At 57.1% G+C, this 23,369-nt stretch carries 19 protein-coding genes; 9 read left to right on the forward strand and 10 right to left on the reverse strand.

The window, feature by feature from the left end; all coding sequences use genetic code 11:
- Positions 1 to 23: 23 nt before the first annotated feature.
- From ABLV78_RS00420 to ABLV78_RS00430, 3 genes are all read left to right on the forward strand, one after another.
- Entirely contained in the window at positions 24 to 1,418 is a 1,395-nt protein-coding gene (locus ABLV78_RS00420; protein ID WP_015369115.1) for a glycoside-pentoside-hexuronide family transporter, read from the forward strand.
- A 12-nt stretch (positions 1,419 to 1,430) separates the two neighbouring features.
- Positions 1,431 to 3,749: an alpha-xylosidase gene (yicI, locus tag ABLV78_RS00425; RefSeq protein WP_047047628.1), complete on the forward strand. Its 2,319-nt coding sequence runs from the start codon at positions 1,431 to 1,433 to the stop codon at positions 3,747 to 3,749.
- Between the two features lie 147 nt (positions 3,750 to 3,896).
- Entirely contained in the window at positions 3,897 to 4,619 is a 723-nt protein-coding gene (locus ABLV78_RS00430) for a MurR/RpiR family transcriptional regulator (RefSeq protein ID WP_015369125.1), read from the forward strand.
- A 168-nt stretch (positions 4,620 to 4,787) separates the two neighbouring features.
- Here the strand turns inward: ABLV78_RS00430 and ABLV78_RS00435 are convergent, their stop codons facing one another.
- From ABLV78_RS00435 to ABLV78_RS00450, 4 genes are all read right to left on the reverse strand, one after another.
- Positions 4,788 to 6,167 carry a family 4 glycosyl hydrolase gene (locus tag ABLV78_RS00435; RefSeq protein ID WP_047047630.1) on the reverse strand — a complete coding sequence of 460 codons (1,380 nt, stop codon included), beginning with the start codon at positions 6,165 to 6,167 and terminating at the stop codon, positions 4,788 to 4,790.
- Positions 6,168 to 6,180: 13 nt separating this feature from the next.
- Positions 6,181 to 7,740: a PTS transporter subunit EIIC gene (locus ABLV78_RS00440; protein WP_045390562.1), complete on the reverse strand. Its 1,560-nt coding sequence runs from the start codon at positions 7,738 to 7,740 to the stop codon at positions 6,181 to 6,183.
- 216 nt (positions 7,741 to 7,956) lie between these two features.
- A complete protein-coding gene (locus ABLV78_RS00445) occupies positions 7,957 to 9,654 on the reverse strand; it encodes an AsmA family protein (protein ID WP_047047633.1) in 1,698 nt (565 codons plus the stop codon).
- Between the two features lie 161 nt (positions 9,655 to 9,815).
- The gene (locus ABLV78_RS00450; protein WP_015369129.1) at positions 9,816 to 11,207 is read right to left on the reverse strand and encodes a nucleobase:cation symporter-2 family protein; all 1,392 of its coding nucleotides are present in this window, start codon (positions 11,205 to 11,207) and stop codon (positions 9,816 to 9,818) included.
- Positions 11,208 to 11,494: 287 nt separating this feature from the next.
- Here ABLV78_RS00450 and gltS point away from each other — a divergent pair, with 287 nt between their 5' ends.
- Positions 11,495 to 12,697: a sodium/glutamate symporter gene (gltS, locus tag ABLV78_RS00455; protein ID WP_015703819.1), complete on the forward strand. Its 1,203-nt coding sequence runs from the start codon at positions 11,495 to 11,497 to the stop codon at positions 12,695 to 12,697.
- 114 nt (positions 12,698 to 12,811) lie between these two features.
- On the opposite strand, the gene glpK is transcribed toward gltS, so the two are convergent.
- Both glpK and ABLV78_RS00465 read right to left on the reverse strand, forming a co-directional pair.
- Positions 12,812 to 14,323, reverse strand: coding sequence for a glycerol kinase GlpK (gene glpK, locus ABLV78_RS00460; RefSeq protein ID WP_047047635.1), 1,512 nt, complete (start codon positions 14,321 to 14,323; stop codon positions 12,812 to 12,814).
- A gap of 21 nt (positions 14,324 to 14,344) precedes the next feature.
- Positions 14,345 to 15,193, reverse strand: a complete 849-nt coding sequence (locus ABLV78_RS00465) for an MIP/aquaporin family protein (RefSeq protein ID WP_015369132.1) — start codon at positions 15,191 to 15,193, stop codon at positions 14,345 to 14,347.
- A gap of 438 nt (positions 15,194 to 15,631) precedes the next feature.
- Between ABLV78_RS00465 and zapB the strand changes: the two genes are divergently transcribed.
- From zapB to ABLV78_RS00485, 4 genes are all read left to right on the forward strand, one after another.
- Entirely contained in the window at positions 15,632 to 15,877 is a 246-nt protein-coding gene (gene zapB, locus ABLV78_RS00470; RefSeq protein ID WP_020077673.1) for a septal ring assembly protein ZapB, read from the forward strand.
- A 151-nt stretch (positions 15,878 to 16,028) separates the two neighbouring features.
- Positions 16,029 to 17,018: a sulfate ABC transporter substrate-binding protein gene (locus ABLV78_RS00475; RefSeq protein ID WP_015369134.1), complete on the forward strand. Its 990-nt coding sequence runs from the start codon at positions 16,029 to 16,031 to the stop codon at positions 17,016 to 17,018.
- A 244-nt stretch (positions 17,019 to 17,262) separates the two neighbouring features.
- Complete coding sequence (locus ABLV78_RS00480) at positions 17,263 to 18,027, forward strand: CDP-diacylglycerol diphosphatase (RefSeq protein ID WP_047047638.1); 765 nt, start codon at positions 17,263 to 17,265, stop codon at positions 18,025 to 18,027.
- Positions 18,028 to 18,091: 64 nt separating this feature from the next.
- Entirely contained in the window at positions 18,092 to 19,396 is a 1,305-nt protein-coding gene (locus ABLV78_RS00485; protein ID WP_015369136.1) for an SLC13 family permease, read from the forward strand.
- Between the two features lie 98 nt (positions 19,397 to 19,494).
- On the opposite strand, the gene tpiA is transcribed toward ABLV78_RS00485, so the two are convergent.
- Positions 19,495 to 20,262: a triose-phosphate isomerase gene (gene tpiA, locus ABLV78_RS00490; RefSeq protein ID WP_002922909.1), complete on the reverse strand. Its 768-nt coding sequence runs from the start codon at positions 20,260 to 20,262 to the stop codon at positions 19,495 to 19,497.
- 108 nt (positions 20,263 to 20,370) lie between these two features.
- Positions 20,371 to 20,970: a DUF1454 family protein gene (locus ABLV78_RS00495; RefSeq protein WP_015369137.1), complete on the reverse strand. Its 600-nt coding sequence runs from the start codon at positions 20,968 to 20,970 to the stop codon at positions 20,371 to 20,373.
- 112 nt (positions 20,971 to 21,082) lie between these two features.
- Between ABLV78_RS00495 and ABLV78_RS00500 the strand changes: the two genes are divergently transcribed.
- Positions 21,083 to 21,511, forward strand: a complete 429-nt coding sequence (locus ABLV78_RS00500; RefSeq protein WP_045390577.1) for a DUF805 domain-containing protein — start codon at positions 21,083 to 21,085, stop codon at positions 21,509 to 21,511.
- Here ABLV78_RS00500 and fpr read toward each other — a convergent pair whose 3' ends face one another.
- Positions 21,512 to 22,258, reverse strand: coding sequence for a ferredoxin--NADP(+) reductase (fpr, locus tag ABLV78_RS00505; RefSeq protein ID WP_032709404.1), 747 nt, complete (start codon positions 22,256 to 22,258; stop codon positions 21,512 to 21,514). It lies immediately after the preceding gene.
- 95 nt (positions 22,259 to 22,353) lie between these two features.
- The gene (gene glpX / locus ABLV78_RS00510; protein WP_015703815.1) at positions 22,354 to 23,364 is read right to left on the reverse strand and encodes a class II fructose-bisphosphatase; all 1,011 of its coding nucleotides are present in this window, start codon (positions 23,362 to 23,364) and stop codon (positions 22,354 to 22,356) included.
- Positions 23,365 to 23,369 lie beyond the last annotated feature (5 nt).

Genomic DNA, 23,369 nt, shown 5'->3' on the forward strand with positions numbered 1-23,369 from the left:
GCCGCTAAGGGAATAGTGCGCAAATGAAAGATCATATTCTGTCCGTCAAAGAGAAAATTGGCTACGGTATGGGTGACGCCGCCAGCCACATCATTTTTGATAACGTCATGTTATACATGATGTTTTTCTACACCGATATTTTCGGTATCCCCGCCGGCTTTGTCGGCACCATGTTCCTGCTGGCGCGGGCGCTGGATGCGATTTCCGACCCGTGCATGGGCTTGCTTGCTGACCGTACCCGCAGCCGCTGGGGTAAGTTCCGCCCGTGGATCCTCTTCGGCGCTATCCCGTTCGGCCTCGTCTGCGTGCTGGCTTACAGCTCGCCGGATTTAAGCCACAACGGCAAGCTGATCTACGCCGCCGTGACCTACACGCTGCTGACCCTGCTCTACACCGTAGTGAATATCCCCTACTGCGCGCTCGGCGGCGTGATCACCGACAACCCGACGCAGCGCATCTCGCTGCAGTCCTGGCGCTTCGTGCTGGCGACGGCGGGGGGCATGCTCTCCACCGTGCTGATGATGCCGCTGGTCAACTTTATCGGCGGCGAAGATAAAGCGCTGGGCTTCCAGGGCGGCATTGCTGTGCTCTCGGTGGTTGCCTTCCTGATGCTGGCCTTCTGTTTTTTCACCACCAAAGAGCGTGTCGAAGCGCCGCCGAGCAGTACCTCGATGCGTGAAGACTTGCGCGATATCTGGCGCAACGACCAGTGGCGCATCGTTGGCGTACTCACCATCCTCAATATCCTCGCGGTCTGCGTTCGCGGCGGCGCGATGATGTACTACACCACCTGGATCATGGGCTCGGCGGCGCTGTTCACCGTCTTCCTCACCACCTACTGCGTTGGCAACCTGATTGGGTCGGCACTGGCGAAACCGCTGACCGACTGGAAATGCAAAGTCAGCGTCTTCTGGTGGACCAACGCCCTCCTGGCGGTGCTCAGCGTGGCGATGTTCTTCGTACCGATGGACGCCGAAATCACCATGTTCGTCTTTATCTTCATCATTGGCGTACTGCACCAGCTGGTGACGCCAATCCAGTGGGTGATGATGTCCGACACCGTCGACTACGGCGAATGGTGCAACGGCAAACGCCTGACCGGCATCAGCTTCGCCGGCACCCTGTTTGTGCTCAAGTTAGGGCTGGCGCTGGGCGGCGCGCTGATCGGCTGGATGCTGGCCGGCGGCGGCTATGACGCCGCCGCTAAAACCCAGAACAGCGCCACCCTCACCATCATTATCGCCTTGTTCACCCTCGTTCCGGCGGTGTGCTACCTGCTGAGCGCGGTAATAGCCAAACGCTACTACACGCTGAAAACGCCGTTCCTGAAAAAAATGATGGCCGAGCTGGCCGAGGGCGCGCGTCGCAACGAACAAGAATTCACGGCAGCCCCGATCGAAAAAGAATGGCAAAACTAAGAGGAAGTTTTAATGAAAATCAGTGATGGAAACTGGCTCATTCAACCAAGGCTCAGCCTGATCCAACCCGTACAGGTTTACGAGGTGGAGCGGCGGGGGAATGAAATGGTGGTTTATGCCGCGCCGCGCGATGTCCGCGAACGCGCCTGGCAGCTGGATACGCCATTGTTCACCCTGCGCTTTTTCTCGCCTCAGGAAGGGATAATCGGCGTGCGCATGGAGCACTTCCAGGGCGCGCTGGATAACGGTCCGCACTATCCGCTGAACGTGCAGAAAGACGTCCATGTCGAAATAGAAAATACGGCCGACTTCGCCGAGCTGAAAAGCGGCAGCCTCAGCGTGCGGGTGACTAAAGGTGAATTCTGGGCGCTGGATTTTCTGCGCGACGGCGTGCGTATCACCGGTAGCCAACTGAAAAACAACGGCTACGTGCAGAATAGCAAGACCCAGCGCAACTACATGTTTGAGCGCCTCGACCTCGGCGTCGGCGAAACCGTCTACGGCCTCGGCGAGCGCTTTACCGCGCTGGTGCGCAACGGCCAGACGGTAGAAACCTGGAACGAAGACGGCGGCACCAGCACCGAGCAATCCTACAAGAACATCCCGTTCTACCTGACCAACCGTGGCTATGGCGTGCTGGTGAATCACCCGCAGCGTGTCTCTTTCGAGGTGGGCTCGGAGAAAGTCTCTAAAGTCCAGTTCAGCGTTGAAGGCGAATACCTCGAGTACTTCGTGATCGACGGCCCGACGCCGAAAGCGGTGCTTAACCGCTATACCCAGTTCACCGGCCGCCCGGCGCTGCCGCCGGCATGGTCGTTCGGTCTGTGGCTGACGACCTCGTTCACCACCAACTATGACGAAGCGACTGTAAATAGCTTTATCGACGGTATGGCCGAGCGCCATCTGCCGCTGCACGTCTTCCACTTCGACTGCTTCTGGATGAAGGCCTTCCAGTGGTGCGATTTTGAATGGGATCCGCTAACTTTCCCGGACCCGGAGGGGATGATCAAGCGCCTGAAGGCGAAAGGGCTGAAGGTCTGCGTGTGGATCAACCCGTACATCGGCCAGCGCTCGCCGGTGTTCAAGGAGCTGAAAGAGAAAGGCTACCTGCTGAAGCGCCCGGACGGTTCGCTGTGGCAGTGGGATAAGTGGCAGCCGGGGCTGGCGATTTATGACTTCACCAACCCGGAAGCCTGCCAGTGGTACGCCGACAAGTTAAAAGGCCTGGTGGCGATGGGGGTCGACTGCTTCAAGACTGACTTCGGCGAGCGTATCCCGACCGACGTGCAGTGGTTTGACGGTTCCGACCCACAGAAAATGCACAACCACTACGCATTCATCTATAACGAGCTGGTGTGGAAGGTGCTGAAAGAGACCGTCGGCGAGCAGGAGGCGGTGCTGTTCGCCCGCTCCGCCTCGGTGGGGGCACAGCAGTTCCCGGTGCACTGGGGCGGCGACTGCTACGCCAACTACGAATCAATGGCGGAAAGCCTGCGCGGCGGGCTGTCGATCGGCATGTCCGGCTTCGGCTTCTGGAGTCACGATATCGGCGGTTTCGAAAACACCGCGCCAGCCCACGTTTATAAGCGCTGGTGCGCCTTTGGCCTGCTCTCCAGCCACAGCCGCCTGCACGGCAGCAAATCCTATCGTGTGCCGTGGGCCTACGACGAAGAGTCCTGTGACGTGGTGCGCCACTTCACGCAGTTGAAATGCCGCATGATGCCGTATCTCTATCGCCAGGCGGCGCTGGCCAACGAGTTCGGCACTCCGATGTTGCGCTCGATGATGCTCGAGTTCCCCGACGATCCCGCCTGCGACTATCTCGACCGCCAGTACATGCTCGGCGATTCGGTCCTGGTGGCGCCGGTGTTCTCCGAAGCGGGCGAGGTGCAATTTTATCTGCCGGAAGGGCGCTGGACGCATCTGTGGCATAACGATGAAGCGCAGGGTAGCCGCTGGCATAAGCAGCGTCACGATGTGCTGAGTCTGCCGGTCTATGTTCGTGACAACACCCTGCTGGCGCTGGGCAACAACGACCAGAAACCCGATTATGCCTGGCATGAAGGCACCGCCTTCCAGCTGTTCCAGCTTGGCGATGGCAATGAAACGGTCTGTCAGGTTCCGGCGGCCGACGGTTCCGCGATCTTCACTCTGAAGGCGAAGCGCCAGGGCAACACCATCACCGTGAGCGGCGAAGGCGAAGTCCGCGGCTGGACGCTGTGTCTGCGCAATATCCCGCAGATAACAGGAGTGCAGGGTGGGACGCAGGTCGGCAGCGAACTGGGCGTGGTGGTGAGCGCCCAGGGCAATGCGCTGACGATTACGCTGTAAGTCAATACAACCCTCTCCGCCAGCGGCGAGGGTTTTTTTATTCCATTTATTTCACATATAGTAACGTTCGTTTCATTCTGGTGACTCATCCCACAGACCGATTTGCTCTCCGGTGGTAGCGTAATCTGCCGCTGAGAGGAGCCCGTAATGGACTTAGAAAATATCTTTCGTGACGTGAAGTTGAGTAAAACCGAAATGACCGTGCTGCGTTTTATTCAAAATGACCCGCAGCTATGTATCCGCGAAGGGATCCGCACCGTCGCGGAGCGCTGCTACAGTAATCCTTCTTCGCTGGTGCGGCTGGCGAAGAAGCTTAAGTTCAGCGGCTGGCTGGAGCTGGTCTATTTCATCAAGTTCAATATCACCATGCCAAAGCTCGATGTCACCAACGATATCGATTATATGAGCATTCAGCCGGCAGAAGCGCTGACGCCGCTGCTGGCAGGCCTTGAGCAGCAGCGTATTTTGATCCACGGCAGCGGCTTTTCGCAGCTGATCGCCCAGTATATTTATAATAAGTTTCTCGTTACCGGCGTGAACGCCAGCCTGGCGCTGTGGCCCGATTACGAAATCCTTGAGCAAAAAAACGCTGCCCGCTTTGATTCTATCTGGATCATTTCGAAATCCGGACGCAGCAGTTCGGCGTTAAATTGGGTTAAGGCGCTGGAAGGTAAGGAGATAAACCTGGTTTGCTTTACCGGCGATTATCAAAGCCCGCTGGCGCAGGCCGCGAATACGGCGTTTATTATTCACGACCCGCAGAAGTTTGACGATGATATTTACTGGAGCAACCCGTTTTTTGGCTACTGCATATTGGGCTTTGAGCGGTTGTTAAAAATGTGGTTTACCAGCGTACGTAGCAATAGGTAGCCCCGCTAAGCGTAGCGCGAGCGGGGGATAGTTCCCGGATAGCGGCTGTCGCCTTATCCGGGCTACTCAATCGGGTGGGCTGTAGCCCCGCTAAGCGTAGCGCGAGCGGGGGAGTTCCCGGATAGCGGCTGGCGCCTTATCCGGGCTACTCAATCTAGCGTGAACTCGTTACCGCCACCCGGCGAACTGTTCATCGTCGAGATAGGCCGCAACCAGCCTCTTCGCCAGCGAATATGAACCGACCAGCGGATGAGCCATTAACGCCCTTACCGCCAGCGATTTGTCCTGCTGCAGAATCGCCGCCACCGCCAGCCGTTCATACTCCTTCACGCTGGCAATCATATTTTTCTGCGCAGTCGGTACCTTAACCGGCGTCACCGGCTTAAGACCCTCTTTGCTCAGATCGCAGCTGATTTCAATTACATCGTCAGGGCGTAAAAAATCGAGCGTGTCGTTATTCTGTATCGACACCACGATGCGTTTGGTGGTGGTGCTGTTGACCGCCTCCAGAATATCCAGCGCCACCCCGGCGTAGCCGCCGGTGTCCGGCTCTTCGATAAACTGCCGCAACGTTAACGGCTCGCGAGTATGGAATTTTTCCTGCTGCGACTCGTTCTGCATATAGCTGTTTTCGCGGCGCAGGTAGTGCTTCATCCAGATGGTAAAGGCCGCCTGCGGATCCGCTTTAACATCCACGCCGCTGAGCTCCTGACGCATATCGTGGTTGATACGGGCAATCTGCTCGCCGCGGGTCTCCGGCGCCTGTTGAATCGCTCGTAGCGCCACTTCGCGATAGTAGTAGTAATAGAGATACTCGTTGAGCAACTGGTTATCGCACAGTTTGACCAGCTCCGGCGAGAAGTACTGCATCGCCGTTTTGCGATACAAATCCGGGTTGGCGACCAACTGGGCGGTAACATCTTCCCCGCGCACGGTGAAATGCGTAAACCAGGAAAAGTGGTTTAAGCCGTAGCATTCCACGCTCAGGTCGTGCGGGTCGCAGCTGAGGATCTCCGGCAGCTCGCGGATGAGCTCCGACGGCGCATCGCAAATCCCGTACACCCGGCGTTTGAAACCGGATTTGATAATCGCCTCGGTAACCAGCCCGGACGGATTGGTAAAGTTAAACAGGATCGCGTCTTTGTCGGCGTGTTCCTCGATCAACTGACAGTAGCGCAGGATCGCCGGGATCGAGCGCATCGCCATGGCAAAACCGCCCGCGCCGGTGGTCTCCTGGCCCAGCGAGTTATGCTCCAGCGCAATCCGCTCGTCGCGGATGCGGCTCTCATCGCCGCCGACGCGCAGCGTGGTAATCACGTAATGGGTACCCTGCAGCGCGGCAATCGGATCGCTGGTGGTAGTAAAATGAATATCCGGGCGAATGGTATTAAATACATAGCGGGCGATTTCACCAAATAGCGATAAATTCTCTGCTGAGCTATCCTGAAATACCACTTCCGTTAAACCAATGCGGTGCGCGTTATAAGCCAGCGACTTCGCCAGAAATGCAGAGCGTACGCCGCCCCCGCCTAATACGGTTAATTTCATACATTACTCCCAATTAATTTTCTGCTAGCCAGCTATCAACCCGGGAACGGACTTGCCCGACTTTGACGCCATAAATAACCTGAACTTCATTACGATTGCGTACTACGCCATTTGCGCCGGTGCTTTTTAATATTTCATCATCAACTAATGCCATATTATGGACGGCCACCCTCAGGCGCGTGAAACAGTTATCAACGGAGATAATATTGGCTTTACCGCCTAAACCATTAATAATTTCATCTGTCATCGACTGCGGGCCGCTGACTTTTTTACGGTAGTCCGCCTTACTGTATAACTTGACGTTATCGTCATCCTCGCGGCCCGGCGTTTTCAGATTTAACTTCACGACCAGCGTGCGGAATATCGCGTAATAAACGATAAATTGGCCAATACCGATCAGCACGTACCCAGGCCAGCGGGTTAACGACACCGGCAGCGGCAGGTTGTAGATCAGAAATTCAATCAGGCCGGAGGCGCCCCACGGTCGCACGGTGAAGATGTCGCAAATTGCCTGTGAAGCGGCGGTTAAGGTCGCATGGATCACCCACAGCAGCGGCGAGACAAATAAGAAGGTGAACTCAATGGGTTCGGTGATGCCGGTTAGCATCGAGGTGATAATCGCCGGCAGCAGAATCGCCTTCGCCATCGCTTTCTTCTCCGGCTTCGCGGTGTGATAAAACGCCAGCGATGCGCCCGCCAGGCCAAAGATGGTGGTCATCCCCTGTTGCGAGAAACGCAACGCGTCGTTCATCACCGGGGTCAGGTCTGGATGGCGCATATAGGCGAGGAAAATCGCCTGGGTGCCGGAGACCACCTGGCCATCGACATTCAGCGTGCCGCCGATTTGCGTGAGCTGGAAAGGCGACCACACGAAATGGTGCAAGCCGGTGGGAATAAGGAATTTTTCAAAGAAGCCGTAGACAAACACTCCCGCGACGCCGGCGTTCTTCATAAACCCGGTCAGCGCGCTAATACCGTGGGTCATAAACGGCCAAATCCAGGTAAAAGCAATGGCGTAGCAGATAATGACTGGCGTCATCGCGACCAGCGTCAGCTTCGCCCCGCCATACATCGATAGCGCGCCGGGCAGTTCAATATTGGAGACTTTATTATGTACCCAGGCAATGGTGCAGCCAAGGATGATTCCGAGGAATACCCCCATATCGACGACCACAAAGCCTAATAGCTGCGTTTGCCCGGTGCCGTAATATTCGCCGTTAATTTTTTCCGCCACCGCATGCGTATGTTCCAGCCATGAATGGTTGGCGCCGAGAAACATGATAAAACACATCACCGAGACAAGCGCGACTTCCGTTTTTTTATCTTTTGCCAGGCCGTAACTTATTCCCACGCAAAACAATAATCCGAGGTTACCGAATAATGGCCAGAAGGTATCGCCAAGCAGTTGCCCTAATTGATGAAGGAAACTGGTTTCAGCAATAAGAGTTGGGTTAGTTAAGACGGAACTGAGAGCCAGAATTAATCCAATGACCGGCAAGAACAATACTGCGCCGATCATGGCCCTGGAGAATTTTTGCATATTCTCCAGAATACGTTGACGTATTACAGACATGGTTGTTCCTTTTATTTTTGTAGGTACAGGGGATCATTATTTTTATCAACTTCCAGTATTTTGGTTATAGCAATTCTGATATTTGAAAGGAACCTGTTGCGGGAAATAGGTACAAATAGCCGCTCATTGCGCACAGGTTTCAGCTCCCTCTCCCTGAAAGGGAGAGGGAGCTGTCAGAGCTGAGTTTTGCGGGGAGAGGGCAGGGTGAGGATGACTTTACTGCGGCGCGGCGGGCGCGTTGCTAACCTCGCCGTTGCGCATCACCTGCGCCGCCTGCTGCTTATCCATATTGGCGGCGCTGAGCTGGCCGTTGACGCTCGGTTTCAGCGGCGCATTGGCCTGCATGCTACCGTTCGCGGTTAGCTGGAAGTTGCCGTCGCCGCTAATCGGCAGCGCAGGCCAGCCCCAGGCCTGCAGAATATTCAGCGGCACGCCGCGGCCGTTCAAGCTCAGATTAACCTGGCGTTGCGGCAATTGTGACACCGCGGCGGTCGCCTGCAGAATGCCGCGCTCGGTAAAAGCGCTCAGCTCGCTGATGTTGACCGTCGAAGCGTTCGCGCTCAGCTTCAGCGACGGGCGGCGTACGTCGATGCGGTTGAAGGTCGCGGCGGCGGCATTGAGGTTGGCGCTACCGTTCCACACGCCCCACTGGCCATCTTTCACCAGCTGTAGTTCACCGCCGTAACCGTCCAGCGCGGTGATCTGCCACGGGAAGGCCGGGTCGATATCGATAATCAGATTTCGGCTGGCGCTGAATTTCTTCAACGTCAGGCTTTGCAGCCAGCCCGGCATCGGCTCCATCCACAGCTGTTTCCAGTTGGACGGCAGCGTATATTCCAGCCCGGCGAAGACGGCATCGTCGAGCACCAGCGCATTACCGGCGCGCAGCCAGTTGCCGGAGGTACGCACCATGCCGCCCTCCCAGCGGGAGCTGAACTGGCGCAGCGCAATGCCCTGCGGCGAGAATTCGGCATTGACGATGGGATCGAGGAAATTCAACGAACCGTAGATAAACTCGCTGGCGTTCATCGATAGCGTCCCGTCGTCGCTCTGCCAGCCGTTATGGCTCAAAGTCAGATTGCGCAAGTTGAGGTCGAGGTCGGTCACCGCCCAGCCTGGCCCCTGCAAACGAGCATCGGTCACATCCAGCCGGCCAATCTGCAGCGACGGCACCGAGGTGAGCGGCGCAAGGAACTCATTCAGCGGTTTGGTGCTCTGTAGCCGAATTTCATTCAGGCGCAGGTTATCAACCAGCCAGCTACCGTCGGCGCGGCGTTTGGCGTTGCCGGTCAGCGTGCCGCGCGCGATATCGGCGCCAAGGGTGCTCAGGGTCACCTCGCCGTTATCAATTGCCCCCTGGATCAGGACGTTGCTGGCTTCGACGCCGTTAATATTCATCGAGCCCGCGCTCATCTGAATTTGCGCTTTTCTGCCCAGCACGTCGCCCGCTTCCGGCTGCCACGGCATCACGCCGCCGGTCACCCGCTGCGCGCTCAGGTTCCACTCGCTGTCCGGGCTGTTAAAGGCCATATCGCGTAGCTGCAGGCGGTCGGCGGCAAACGGCATCGAGGCGGAAGCCGGAGAGAGATTCAGCGTGCCGTCGCTGAGGACGATTTCATCGGCGTGCAGCGGGTCGCTGAACTGGCGGGTGCTAAAACCGATATCCACCGTTCTGGCGACCAGCGTCGGCGGCTTGCCGTCGCGGCCAAAGGTGACATTTTGCAACTGCAGATGCAGTGGGGAAGAGAAGTCATGCGCCATCTTATCGAAGGCGATTTTCCAGCCGGTGCTTTCGCTTAACCAACTGCTCGCCTGGCGCGCCCCCCAGCGGGTTTGCAGCGCAAAGTAAGCGGCGACGATAACGACCAGCAGGGCGATCAGCAGCCAGAGAATCAGCTTTCCAAGAAATTTCATGATCTTCCATCCTGATAAGTACACATCACCGTGTTATGCACGATTTATGCGCAATCCTCAAGGCAGGAATAGTGAAATGAGATGAAGTGAGGTGAAGAGATGTTACAGCCGCCGCGCTCCCTGGTCGCCGTGGCGATACCGGGGAGCGCAACTTCAATGCGTTAGTTCTTCTCAGGTGGGAAGATTAAATTCAGAACAATCGCCGTGATACCGCCAGCGGCAATACCGGAGGAGAGCAGGTTTTTCAGCCAGTCCGGCGCGAACTGCAGGATCAGCGGCTGCTGCGATACGCCGAGACCCACCGCCAGAGAGAGGGCGATAATCAGAATGGCGCGGCGATTCAGCGGCTCGCGGGAGACGATGCGCACGCCGGATGCGGCAATGGTACCGAACATCACCAGCGTCGCGCCGCCAAGTACCGGCTCAGGAATATGCTGCACAAAGCCGCTTACCGCCGGGAACAGGCCGAGCACAATCAGCATCAGCGCCACCACAAAGCCCACATAGCGGCTGGCGACGCCGGTCAGCTGGATCACGCCGTTGTTCTGGCCGAAGCAGGAGTTCGGGAAGGTATTGAAAACGGCGGAAACAAATGAGTTCAGGCCGTTCGCCAGTACGCCGCCTTTCAGGCGTTTCATATACAGCGGGCCGGAGACCGGTTGTTCAGAGACGTCGGAGGTGGCGGTGATATCGCCGATCGTTTCCAGCGAGGTGATCATAAAGACCAGCATCAGCGGCAGCAGCAGGCTCCAGTCGATGCCCAGGCCGTAATAGAGCGGCGTAGGGATAGTGATCAGGCTGCTGTTGGTAGGCGCGGTGTTAGCCGGCAGCATATCGAGGAACCACGCCGCCAGATAACCGGCAGCCATCGCGATGACCAGCGAGGCGATGCGCAGGTACGGGTTGCGCTGGCGGTTGAGGATAATGATCAGCGCCAGCACGATGCCCGCCAGCAGCAGGTTTTTCGGCGCGCCGAAGGTGTGGTCGGCCATCGCCGCATAGCCGCCGCCGATAGAAGTCAGGCCAACCTGAATCAGCGACAGGCCGATAATCATCACCACCACGCCGGAGACCAGCGGCGTAATAATGCGGCGCGCCAGATGCAGAACCCGCGAGAGGACCATTTCGGTGCAGCTCGCCAGCATCAGGGTGCCGAACAGCGCGGCCATCATCGTCGGCACGTCGGCGCCGCCGGTTTTCAGCGCGGTGCCGCCCATAATCAGCGGGGCGACGAAGTTGAAGCTGGTGCCCTGGATGGAGAGCAGGCCGGAGCCTACTGGTCCCCAGGCTTTAATCTGGATAATGGATGCCACGCCGGAGGCGAACAGCGACATGCTGATGATGTGTTGCGTATCTTCGGCCGGAAGGCCGAGCGCCTGACAGATAAGCAGCGCCGGGGTGATGACCGCGACAAACATCGCCAGCAGGTGCTGGAATGCGGCAAACAGCGTTTGCGGAAGCGGCGGACGGTCTTCGAGGCGATAGATTAATTCGCTGGCTGGTTTATGCGCAACCGGTTGCGCATTTTCTGACTCTGCGGTCGTAACGGACATCACAAACAATCCCAAGGTGGCAAAGCGGGAATTTTATCGGACTGTAGACCAAAAGCAAACGTTTGCCACGATTTGGCGCGAAAAATATCCTCACTGAATAGATGTAACAAATTAATTAACATTTTGTATGCTTGATCGCATCAACGCTAATACAAAATATCTTTTTCTGTCATTTTTTGCGCACTTCTGCTTAAAATCGCTCTCCGACTCCTCAAGATGAGAAGTAATCGACACCAGGAATACCGTCGCGTGTGAATGAATCATGCGCCCATAAGGAGCTCTTTTTTATGTTGCATCTCGATACCTTATCGACGCTCGTTGCCGCAACCATGGTGTTGCTTTTAGGGCGAAAGCTCGTTCAGAACGTCCCATTCCTCAAAAAATATACCATTCCTGAACCCGTCGCCGGCGGCCTGCTGGTGGCGCTGGCGCTGCTGGTTTTGAAAAAAAGCATGGATATCGAAATTGATTTCGATATGAGCCTGAAGGACCCGCTGATGCTGGCATTCTTCGCCACTATCGGCCTTAACGCTAACCTTGCCAGCCTGCGGGCGGGCGGCAAAGTGCTGGGCACTTTCCTGATTGTGGTGGTAGGCCTGCTGCTGCTGCAGAACGCGCTCGGTATCGGCATGGCGAAGCTGCTGGGGCTGGATCCGCTGATGGGTCTGCTGGCCGGTTCTATTACGCTTTCCGGCGGCCACGGCACCGGGGCGGCGTGGAGTAAATTGTTCGTTGAGCGTTACGGATTTGCCAACGCCACCGAGGTCGCCATGGCTTGCGCAACCTTCGGCCTGGTGCTCGGCGGCCTAATCGGCGGGCCGGTGGCGCGTTATCTGGTGAAGCACTCTTCCTCGCCGGACGGTACGCCGGACGACCAGCTGGCGCCGACGGCGTTTGAGAAGCCGGACATGGGCCGCATGATCACCTCGCTGGTGCTGATTGAAAGTATTGCGTTAATCGCTATCTGCCTGACGGTAGGGAAGGTGGTTGCGCAACTGCTGGCAGGCACCGTGTTTGAATTGCCGACCTTCGTCTGCGTGCTGTTTATCGGCGTGATCCTCAGCAACGGCCTGGCGCTGGCTGGGCTGTATCGCGTGTTTGACCGCGCGGTATCGGTACTGGGCAACGTCAGCCTGTCGCTGTTCCTCGCGATGGCGCTGATGAGCCTCAAGCTGTGGGAACTGGCGTCGCTGGCGCTGCCGATGATTATTATTCTGGCGGTGCAGGCGGTGGCGATGGCGCTGTATGCGGTGTTTGTGACTTACCGGATGATGGGCAAGAACTATGATGCCGCCGTGCTGGCAGCCGGTCATTGCGGGTTCGGGCTTGGCGCGACGCCGACGGCGATTGCCAATATGCAGGCGATTACCGACCGTTTTGGCCCGTCGCATATGGCTTTCCTGGTGGTACCGATGGTGGGGGCGTTCTTTATCGACATCGTCAACGCGCTGGTGATTAAGCTGTATCTGTTGCTGCCGATATTTGGCTGATAAAAAACCCGGAGGCGGTGCTGCGCACCTGTCCGGGCTACAAGATCGTGCTGTTTGGGATTTTGTAGCCCGGCTAAGGCGTTTACGCCGTAAGCCGGGAATACCTCCGCAATCTTACGCTTCGTCGTGCTCTTCCCACGCTAACGCGCGTTTCACCGCTTTCTTCCAGCCGCTGTAACGATAGTTGCGCTCGGTGGTTTCAATACCCGGGCGGAATTCACGTTCAATCACCGCTTTCTCCTGCAGCTCGTCGAGGTTTTGCCAGAAGCCGACCGCCAGACCTGCCAGATAGGCGGCGCCCAGCGCCGTGACTTCACGCACTTCCGGGCGTTCCACGCGGGTGCCGAGAATGTCGGACTGGAACTGCATCAGGAAGTTGTTGGCGACAGCGCCGCCGTCCACGCGCAGGGCGTGCAGACGAATACCGGAGTCGGCCTGCATCGCTTCCAGAACGTCACGCGTCTGATAGGCGATCGATTCCAGCGTGGCGCGGATAATATGGTTGGCGTTCACCCCGCGGGTCAGGCCGAAAATCGCGCCGCGGGCATACGGATCCCAGTACGGCGCGCCAAGACCGGTAAAGGCCGGCACCACATACACGCCGTTGGTGTCCTTCACCTTAGTGGCGAAGTATTCAGAATCGAAAGCATCGTTGATGAGTTTCATTTCATCACGCAGCCACTGAATCGACGCCCCGGCCATAAACACCGCGCCTTCCAGCGCGTAGTTCACTTCGCCGGTCGGGCCGCAGGCGATGGTGGTCAGCAGGCCGTGGGTTGAGGTCACCGCCTTTTCACCGGTGTTCATCAACATGAAGCAGCCGGTACCGTAGGTATTTTTCGCCATCCCTTCTTTCACGCACAGCTGGCCAAACAGCGCCGCCTGCTGGTCGCCGGCGATGCCGGAGATAGGAATACGGGTGCCGCCTTTGCCGCCGATGTTGGTCTGGCCGTACACTTCGGAAGACTTACGTACTTCCGGCAGCATGGCGCGCGGGATATCCAGCGCGTCGAGCATTTTGTCGTCCCAGTCCAGTTCATGGATGTTGAACAACATGGTACGCGAGGCGTTGGTGTAGTCGGTGACGTGCACGCGCCCCTGGGTCATTTTCCAGATAAGCCAGGTATCAACGGTACCGAACAGCAGCTCGCCGCGCTGGGCGCGCTCGCGGGCGCCTTCGACGTGGTCAAGGATCCACTTCACTTTGGTGCCGGAGAAGTACGGGTCCACCACCAGGCCGGTGGCTTTACGGATGTACTCTTCCATGCCGTCGCGCTTGAGCTGTTCGCAGATATCCGCGGTACGGCGACACTGCCAGACGATAGCGTTGTAAATAGGCTTGCCGGTCTCACGCTCCCATACGATGGCGGTTTCACGCTGGTTGGTGATGCCGATGGCGGCAATTTCGTCGGAGTTGATGTCGGCTTTCGCCAACACTTCGACCAGCGTAGAGCTCTGCGAGGCCCAAATCTCCATCGGGTCGTGCTCAACCCAGCCTGGCTTCGGATAAATTTGTTCGAATTCACGCTGTGATACGCTGACGATATTGGCGTCGTGATCCATCACGACGGCGCGGGAGCTGGTAGTGCCCTGGTCGAGCGCAACGATATATTTTTTCTCGGTCATAATTGGTGTCCCGTAGTCAGATTACAGCGAAGCTTTTTGTTGCGACGCGGAAGAAGCGGATTCTTTTTCTTCCTCGACGCAGGTGTCGCAAGGCAGATGGCGGCCAATGAATTTGCGGTAGCTGAATGCGCCCAGCGCCGCGCCGACCACCGGTGCGCACAGCGGCACCAGGAAATAAGGAATATCTTTGCCGCCGGTGAAGGCGACGTTGCCCCAGCCTGCCAGCCAGGCGAAGGCTTTCGGTCCGATATCACGCGCCGGGTTCATCGCGAAGCCGGTCAGTGGGCCCATGGAGGCGCCGATAACAGCAATCAGCAGGCCAATCAGCAGCGGCGCCAGCGGGCCGCGCGGCACGCCGTTGCCGTCGTCGGTCAGTGCTAAAATCACGCCCATCAGAATAGCGGTAATCACCATTTCTACCGCGAAGGCCTGCACAAAATTGATATGCGGGTTAGGGTAGGTCGAGAAGATACCGGCGAGCTCAAGGCTTTCCACGCTGCCGCGTACCATGTTGTGGGTGTGTTCGAAATCGAAGAAAAGATTGTAATAAAGCCCGTAAACTAATGCCGCAGCGCAAAAGGCGCCGGCGAATTGCGAAATAATAAAAGGAACAACTTTGCGCCCATCAAAGCAGGCGAATAACCATAAGGCGATGGTGACTGCCGGATTAAGGTGTGCACCGGATACGCCCGCGGTCAGGTAGATAGCCATAGCCACCCCCAGACCCCAGATGATGCTGATTTCCCACTGACCGAAGCTGGCTCCTGCGACTTTGAGCGCAGCTACGCACCCAACGCCGAAAAAGATCAACAACCCGGTACCGAGAAACTCTGCGATGCACTGGCCTTTTAATGTTGATGTCTGGCTCATAATCGGATCCTGAAGCGAAGTGATTATTGTAAGTATGTTGGTCGCGGACGACCACGGTGCCTTGTAGGCATAGTGTTAATTTATCGTTAACGAGCATAAACGAGAAATATCGAAATTTAAATTTGTGTCCCTCGTCAAGAAAATGAGCGTTTTCGCGCCATAAACGCGTGTTGCGGCACATTTACCCACCTTTTTCTGCGTATTTTGTTATCTCATTGATTAACAATCGCCAGAGAAGTTCGGGGCAATTGCCGCGAACGCACCAGGTAAAGACTGAAAAGTGTTGCAAACCGCAATCTGCGCGGGTTGTCGCTGGACAGGTGAGGCGGGGATTCATACAATCGACGACAACACCGCTATTGTGCGCTAATTCGTTAAGGCGGGACCGCGTATACGAAACACGAGTTTCTATCAACGCCTTGCAAGATCAGGAGAGGTATGACGATGTCATTAGAAGTGTTTGAGAAATTAGAATCAAAAGTTCAGCAGGCGATTGATACCATCACTCTGTTGCAGATGGAAATCGAAGAGCTGAAAGAAAAGAACACCACGCTGGCGCAGGAAGTGCAGAGCGCGCAGCACGGCCGTGAAGAGCTGGAGCGTGAAAATAGCCAGCTGAGAGAACAACAGCAGGGCTGGCAGGATCGTCTGCAGGCGCTGCTGGGCCGCATGGAAGAAGTCTAATCGCTTCCCGCCCCTTCCCGCCCGGGAGGGGGTTTTCTCTATCCCCCGCTTTATATCTCCAGGTTATAGCCAATCTTTTTTTATTCTTTAATCATTGATTCGCTTTCTGGCAGGCTAAGTTCATCACAACACACATAAAGAGAGCGGTGCGATGAATAAGTGGGGCGTAGGGTTAACTCTGTTGCTGGCATCCGCCAGCGTGCTGGCAAAAGATTATCAGCTGTTGAACGTCTCGTACGATCCGACGCGCGAGCTGTACGAACAGTACAATAAAGCGTTTAGCGCGCACTGGAAGCAGGAAACCGGCGATAACGTGGTGATCCGTCAGTCGCACGGCGGCTCCGGCAAACAGGCGACGTCGGTTATCAACGGGATTGAAGCGGATGTCGTCACCCTGGCGCTGGCCTACGACGTAGACGCCATTGCCGAACGCGGTCGTATCGATAAAAACTGGCTGAAACGCCTGCCGGATAACTCCGCGCCGTATACCTCAACCATCGTGTTCCTCGTCCGTAAGGGCAACCCAAAACAGATCCATGACTGGAACGACCTGATTAAACCAGGCGTATCGGTCATCACCCCGAACCCGAAAAGCTCCGGCGGCGCCCGCTGGAACTACCTGGCGGCATGGGGCTACGCCCTGCATCAGAATCACGGCGATCAGGCTAAAGCGCAGGAGTTCGTGAAGGCGCTGTATAAAAACGTGGAAGTGCTGGATTCCGGCGCGCGCGGTTCCACTAACACCTTCGTAGAACGCGGGATCGGCGACGTGCTGATTGCCTGGGAGAACGAAGCGCTGCTGGCGACGAAAGAGCTGGGCAAGGACAAGTTTGAAATCGTGACGCCGAGCGAGTCCATTCTGGCCGAGCCGACGGTTTCCGTCGTCGATAAAGTGGTGGATAAGAAAGGCACTCGCCAGGTGGCGGAAGCGTACCTGAAGTATCTCTACTCGCCGGAAGGCCAGGAGATTGCGGCGAAGAATTTCTATCGTCCGCGCGATCCTGATGTGGCGAAGAAATATGCCAACGAGTTCCCGAAATTGAAGCTGTTTACCATCGATCAGGAGTTCGGCGGCTGGACGAAAGCGCAGAAGGAGCACTTCTCCAACGGCGGTACCTTCGACCAGATTAGCCAGCGTTAATCCTCTTGTCCCTGCTGGCGCTACGCTTAGCAGGGCTACAATTCTGCGCCGTCTGGTAGCCCGGGTAAGGCGACAGCCGCTACCCGGGAGTCCCTGCTTGCGCTACGCTTAGCAGGGCTGCAGTTCTCTGGTAGCCCGGGTAAGGCGCCAGCCGCTACCCGGGATAACTCCTCGACCACCATCTGTTTTCATTTAGTCATCAAATTACGTTACTCTTCCGGTTCAGGCTTAACAGGGAACGATAATGAGAAGAGTAAGATACTTTTTGTGGGCGCTGCTGGTGGTTATTCTGGCGGCTTTGGCCGGCGGCTACTATTGGCTGCATTCCGGCAACCCGAACGCGTTACGTCATATTGTCCTGCAGCAGTGCGTACCCAATCAGCAGCAACATCAGAACCCGTCGCCGTGCGCGGAAGTGAATCTGAAAGGCGGCTACGTGTTGTTTAAAGATCGCAACGGCCCGCTGCAATATCTGCTAATGCCGACCTACCGTATTAACGGTACCGAAAGTCCGCTGTTGTTGGATCCGCTAACGCCGAATTTCTTCTGGCAGGCCTGGCAGGGGCGCGAAATTATGAGCCAGCGCCGCGGCGCGCCAATTGATGATAACGCGGTATCGCTGGCGATTAACTCGCGCAGCGGGCGCACGCAAAACCACTTCCATATTCATATCTCCTGCCTGCGTCCCGATGTCCGCGCGCAGTTAGATAATGATGCGGCGACGATTAGCAGCCGCTGGCTACCCTTGCCGGGCGGTCTGCAGGGCCATCAATATCTGGCGCGTCGGGTAACGGAAACCGAGCTGGCTCAGCGCAGCCCGTTCCTGATGCTGGCGGAAGAGGTACCGGAAGCGCGCGAACATATGGGGCGTTATGCGTTAGCGATGGCGCGGCAAAGCGACGGCTCGCTGGTGCTGTTGGCGACAGAGCGTAACCTGCTGACTCTCAACCGTGCTTCGGCGGAAGAAATTCAGGATCATAGCTGCGCAATTCTTAACGCAAACCACTAGTTCTGGCGTTTACCTGTCTTTCCTGTCGTCGTATTCTTGCTGAAAAAAACGACAGGAGACAGGCATGTCGCTCTGGCTAACCCACCCGCTGTTCCTCCCTTCGCTGATCGTCGGCATCACCATTGTGCTCTGGGCGACTTCGCTGTTACCGGAATTTATCACCGCGCTGCTGTTCTTCGCGGCGGCGATGATGACCAAAATCGCTCCGCCGGAGGTGATCTTCGGCGGTTTTGCTTCCTCGGCGTTCTGGCTGGTGTTCAGCGGCTTTGTGTTGGGGATCGCCATTCGAAAAACCGGACTGGCGGATAGAGCGGCGCAGGCGCTATCGGCGCGGCTCACCGACTCCTGGCCGCGGATGGTCGGCAGCGTGGTATTACTGAGTTATGCGTTGGCGTTCGTGATGCCATCAAATATGGGGCGCATCGCGCTGTTGATGCCGATCGTGGCGGCGATGGCCCGGCGCGCGGGGATAGCCGACGGCACGCGCGGCTGGTACGGCCTGGCGCTGGCGGTGGGCTTTGGCACCTTCCAGCTATCTGCGACCATTTTGCCCGCTAATGTGCCGAATCTGGTGATGAGCGGCGCGGCAGAAGGCTCTTACGGGATCCATCTGAATTACGTTCCCTATTTACTGCTGCATACGCCGGTGCTTGGCTGGCTGAAAGGGGCGGTGCTGGTGGCGCTGATCTGCTGGCTATTTCCCGGCAAGCCGCACCCGCCGCGCGAGCTGGCGCCGCTGGCGCCTATGAGCCGCGACGAAAAGCGTCTGGCATGGCTGCTGGCGGTGGTGTTGACGTTATGGGTGACAGAGAGCTGGCACGGTGTCGGCCCGGCGTGGACCGGCCTGGCGGCGGCGGTGGTCACGCTGCTGCCGCGAGTGGGATTTATCAGCGGCGAGGAGTTCGCCAGCGGGGTGAATATGCGCACCTGCATTTATGTTGCCGGCATTTTGGGACTGGCGATTACCGTGACCCAAACCGGGATTGGCGGCGCGGTGGGTAACGCGCTGCTGCAGGTGATGCCGCTGGATAAAGATAATCCGTTCACCAGCTTCCTGGCGCTGACCGGAATTACCAGCGCGCTGAATTTTATTATGACCGCCAACGGCGTCCCGGCGCTGTATACGACTTTTGCGCAGAGCTTTGCCGACGCGACCGGCTTTCCGCTGCTGAGCGTGATTATGATTCAGGTGCTGGGTTATTCCACGCCGCTGCTGCCGTACCAGGCGTCGCCGATCGTGGTGGCGATGGGATTAGGTAAAGTCCCGGCGAGAGCGGGGATGTTGCTATGTCTGGCGCTGGCGGCGGTGAGCTATTTGATTTTGCTGCCGCTGGATTACGCGTGGTATCAGCTATTGGGGAAATTGTAGCGATAATATAAAACCCGGCTCGCGCTGCGCTAAGCCGGGTTATGACTCGTGCGAATTTGTCAGCAACCCCGGCGGCGTTTCACCACCGGGAAAGCGAATTACGCTTTTTTCGCCGCTTCTGCAGCTTTAACGATCACCGCGAAAGCGTCTGCTTTCAGGGATGCGCCGCCAACCAGCGCGCCGTCGATGTCCGGCTGGGTGAACAGCTCTGCGGCGTTGCCAGCGTTAACGGAACCGCCGTACTGGATGATGACCTGCTCAGCGATTTTAGCGTCAGCTTTAGCAATGTGGTCACGGATGAATTTGTGTACCGCCTGAGCCTGCGCTGGGGTAGCGGATTTACCGGTACCGATAGCCCATACTGGTTCGTACGCGATAACCACGCCTTCAAAAGCGGCTGCGCCCTGAGTTTTCAGAACCGCGTCGATCTGACGTGCGCAAACTTCTTCAGTTTTGCCCGCTTCGTTTTCAGCTTCGGTTTCACCGATGCACAGAACCGGCGTCAGGCCCTGCTCTTTCAGTACAGCGAATTTCTTCGCGATCAGTTCGTCAGATTCTTTGTGGTAGGTACGGCGTTCGGAGTGGCCGATGATGATGTACTGCGCGCCGATATCTTTCAGCATTTCGGCGGAGGTTTCACCGGTGAATGCGCCGGACAGGTTCACGTCAACGTTCTGCGCGCCCAGGTGAATGTGGCTGCCTTCTGCCGCACGCTTAGCCAGGTCGAGATACATTTCCGGCGGCGCGATTGCCACTGCACAGCCGCTTACGCCGGCCAGTTCAGTACGCAGGTTAGCAACCAGTTCGTTTACCATGTGGCGGCTGCCGTTCAGTTTCCAGTTACCCATCACTAAAGGATGTCGCATTTTAATTCTCCACGCTACTAAGCGAATTAAGGAATATAGCCGCCCCAGAGGGCAGCATGGTCTGTGAAACAGTATAGAGACTCGTCACTGGAAAGGCTTTGCTTTTTGTCATTTATTGTTGTCTTCCAGCGTTTCAGATAGCGCTAGCTTAATCGGTTCAATGGCGAAAGTTAGCCCTTTTTCCCCGTGATCTGCCACTACATAGCGCACCGCGCCTTCGGTTTCGGTGTAGTAGCGTTTGCCTTTGCCGGCGGTCAGCAGTTTTTGCAGCTTTTGCTGGCTCTGCAGTGGGCTTAGGGTCGGCACAAAGGCGCGAAGAATGGCGCTCATATATTCCTGCGCTTTCGCTTTCGCCGCTTTTTGCTCCGGCCCCTGAATCGGCAGCCAGGTTATCTGCATTGATTTAATCTTCAGCGTGCCGCGCTCCAGCGCGGTAGAGGCATACAGATTCTCGTTAATCTTGGTGGCGGCGCGGGTCAGGTTGGCTTTATCGCGGCTGGAGGCGATAGAACGAAACTCGTTAAGCGGCAGTTTCGGATTATCGGCATTAAATTTCTCGCGGAACTCGCTGATGCTGACATCAAAAATCGGCGCGCTGGGTAAAAGATAGGGGGCGGTGGCGGCGGATTCCGTTTCTGCGGACAACGCCATCGGGCCGACAGATAACGCTGTCAGCCCAATCAAACTTAAGATTGCCCACTTCTTCATGCCCATCTTTCCTTTTTTTGCCTGCCGACGATTAAAACGGGAACCGTCACGCTTGTCAAAAAGTGACGCCTTCAGGGTAAACTACGCGAATGATGATGATAAGGAATAAAACATGACCCTACAGCAGTGGTTATTCTCAATTAAAGGCCGTATTGGCCGCCGGGATTTCTGGATTTGGATCGTTATCTGGGTGTTGACCATGAGCGCGCTGTTTACTCTCGCGGGCAGCAATTTGCTGAGTTTACAGACCGCGGCGTTTATTCTCGTCTGCCTGCTCTGGCCGACGGCGGCGGTCGTGGTGAAGCGTCTGCACGATCGCGGGAGATCCGGCCTCTGGGCGCTGCTGATGATTCTGGCGTGGATGCTGCTGGCGGGCAACTGGGCGATGTTGCCGCAGGTTTGGCAGTGGGGCGTCGGGCGCTTTGTACCGACGCTGATTATCGTCATGATGTTGATCGACCTGGGCGCGTTCGTCGGCACCCAGGGCGAAAATAAGTTTGGCAAAGAGACGCAGGATGTCCGCTGGAAAGCGGACGTCTGATTACCAGTAGTGCTCTGCCGTCATATGGCCCGGTCGGCGACGCAGATGTTTGGTCATCTGCCGGGTCTCTTTCAGCAACTGCTGGGTATCACGCACCATCTGCGGGTTGCCGCACAGCATCACGTGGCTGGTATCGGCGGTCATCGGCAGGCCGACCGCCTCTTCCAGCGCGCCGGTTTCAATCAGGAACGGCACCCGGCCCGTCAGCGAACCTTCCGCTGTCTCGCGGCTGACCACGGTCTGGATACGTAATTTGCCGGCATAGCGCTGCTCCAGCTCGCGCATTTGCGGTAAATAGCTGAGGTCGGCGGCATAGCGCGCCGCATGCACCAGCACCAGGTTCTTGAAGCGATCCAGGTCTTTCCCTTCTTCCAGAATCGACAGATAGGGGCCGATCGCCGTACCGGTGGCGAGCATCCACAGCGTGTCGCAGTCCGGCACCTCTTCCAGCACGAAGAAACCGGCGGCTTCGCTGACAATCTGCACGTCGTCGCCGGGTTTCAGCGCGGCCAGTCGCGGGCTGAGTTTACCCTCCGGAACGGTGACCAGATAGAACTCGAGATCGGGATTGCTGGGGGCGTTGACGTAGGAGTAGGCGCGCTGCACGCGCTCGCCGTCAACATCCAGGCCCAGTTTAGCAAACTGCCCTGCGGTGAACGGCTCAACGGGCGCGTGAATGGTGAGGCTAAACAGTGCATCGGTCCAGTTTTGCACTTTTACGACTTTACCTGTAACCCAGTTTGCCATTGCGTCTCTCCTTTCAATCTCGTCAGTCTATCTTCACCGCGACGGGAGAAGATTTCCAGCCCGAAAAGGCTGGAAAGCTCGATTGATCAAATGTTTTACAGGATGTGTTGCTGGACGTCCGGGTCTTTTCGGTCGAGGTAATGAATCGACTGAATACGGCGGATAGTCCGCGATTTACCGCGGATCAGCAGCGTTTCAGTAGTCGCCATATTGCCCTTGCGGGTAATGCCGTCCAGCAGATCGCCTTTGGTAATCCCGGTGGCGGAGAAGATGACGTTATCGCTGCGCGCCATTTCATCAAGACGCAGCACTTTGCCCGCTTCGATGCCCATGGTTTTGCAGCGCGCCAGTTCGTTTTCACCGATACGGCGGTTCTCTTCGCTGTCGCCCTTCACGTGGTGACGAGCCAGCAGGCGGCCCTGCATATCGCCGTCCAGCGCGCGGATCACCGCCGCCGAAACCACGCCTTCCGGCGCGCCGCCGATGCCGTACAGCACGTCGACTTCGCTATCCGGCATGCAGGTAAGGATAGAGGCCGCCACGTCGCCATCGGGGATCGCGAATACGCGCACGCCCAACTGCTGCAGTTGCGCAATGACCGCGTCGTGGCGGGGTTTCGCCAGCACGGTGACGGTCAGTTCAGCGAGCGGTTTATTCAACGCGCGGGCGATGTTGCGCAAATTCTCTTCCAGCGGCAGATTGAGATCGATAGCGCCTTTAGCGCCGGGGCCGACAATCAGCTTTTCCATATACATATCCGGCGCGTTGAGGAAGCAGCCTTTATCGCCGACCGCCATCACCGCCAGCGCGTTGGCCTGGCCCATGGCCGTCATGCGGGTGCCTTCAATTGGGTCGACGGCGATATCCACCGCGTCGCCTTTGCCGGTACCCACTTTTTCGCCGATATAGAGCATCGGCGCTTCATCGATTTCGCCCTCGCCGATGACGATGGTGCCGTCGATATTGACGAGGTTAAGCATAATGCGCATGGCGTTAACCGCTGCGCCGTCGGCGGTATTTTTATCGCCGCGGCCCAGCCATTTATAGCCCGCCAGCGCGGCGGCTTCGGTGACACGCGAAAATTCGATGGCCAGTTCTCGTTTCATAATCC

The organism is Klebsiella sp. CN_Kp075 (assembly GCF_040065055.2).
Lineage (GTDB): Bacteria > Pseudomonadota > Gammaproteobacteria > Enterobacterales > Enterobacteriaceae > Klebsiella > Klebsiella aerogenes.